The sequence below is a fragment of the Arthrobacter sp. ZBG10 genome, from assembly GCF_001238605.1.
Taxonomy (GTDB): Bacteria; Actinomycetota; Actinomycetes; order Actinomycetales; family Micrococcaceae; genus Arthrobacter.
In genome coordinates, this window is record NZ_LFQH01000122.1 from 1 (window position 1) to 1,172 (window position 1,172).

Consider the following 1,172-nt stretch of genomic DNA (forward strand, 5'->3'; position numbering starts at 1 on the left):
TAAGGCTTACGCTCACGGTCCCCGCCACCAAACCCACGGTCGCCTGCGGGACGATCACCATAAGGCTTACGATCACGGTCGCCACCACCGAAACCACGGCCCGCGCCACCACCAGCAGCAGGCCGGTCACCGTAAGGCTTCCGCTCCCCGCCACCAAAGCCACGGTCTTCACCGTCACGGCGGGGACGGTCACCAAAAGGCTTACGGTCGCGGTCACCGAAGGGCTTACGCTCACCGTTGCCGGCTGGGCGCTTTGCAGGATCGTTGTTGTCCCGGTTTTCCCGTCCCCTGAAGCCGCGGGGATCCCCGCCGGAGTTGTTGTTTCCCCGGAATGAGCCCCGGTCGTTCCCGCGGTTGCCGCCGTTATTCTCGGCCATGTGGATTCCTCCTGTTGAGAGCCGACCGCTGGCGCAACTGCAGTGGCTCATATGCGTGTTTCGTTTACTACGCAACCCGAAATCAAGCGCTTCCAAGTCCGTACATCTTCATCAATTCTAGGCGAGCCGTCCTAATCGCAGGCACGCGGCAGCATAATCCGGCGGGGATCGTGGCCATGTTCACATCAACCCCCAATACACCGGCGTACCCTGATCATGGCATCAGACCGCTCCCACCAGCGTGTACCGGCTGAACCGCCGCCCGGATTGACGTGCACTGGCGATGACTTCGCGGCTGGTCAGCACCTTCCTTGGGCTCATCCAGCCTTGCGAGGGCTTATGCAGCGCATATCCGCCGCCCACAGTGATGGCAACATGCTGGGCCAGGCCTGTAGGTGAACGCCAGACGAGGACCGTACCCGCATTGCTGTCATTTCCGCCGGGTACAGCCACCATAGCGAGCCACTTCTCAAACGGTTCCTGGACCATCCACGTGTCGGCCGCGTCCACAACACCGACTCCTGCCATGACAGTGCCAAAACAATTCGGACCACTGGCCGATGGAAAGGTACCGGCCAAGGACCTTGCGCCAGGCAACAGGGCGGCAGCTGTTCTCCATACGCTCCCAGGGACCTCAAGATGCCGGCTTCTTCGCCGACCGAAACGAAGGTAGTCCGTGAGAACAGTTTCCCGGTGTTCCTGGAGGAGGGAGGGCCACCAGACAAAACGATGCCCTGCAGCGTCGCCGGCCGTTAGTGCCGGGTAGTTCCCCGATTTACGCTATCGGTTGTGGTT

The 1,172-nt window shown here is 61.7% G+C and carries 2 protein-coding genes; one reads left to right on the forward strand and one right to left on the reverse strand.

From position 1 onward, the window contains the following. Positions 1-335, forward strand: a 335-nt coding sequence (locus ACU18_RS20045; protein ID WP_197273628.1) for a hypothetical protein, incomplete at its 5' end; no start/stop codon positions are given. 264 nt (positions 336-599) lie between these two features. Here ACU18_RS20045 and ACU18_RS18810 read toward each other — a convergent pair. After that, complete coding sequence (locus tag ACU18_RS18810) at positions 600-905, reverse strand: hypothetical protein (RefSeq protein ID WP_157407868.1); 306 nt, start codon at positions 903-905, stop codon at positions 600-602. Between the last annotated feature and the right edge of the window lie 267 nt (positions 906-1,172).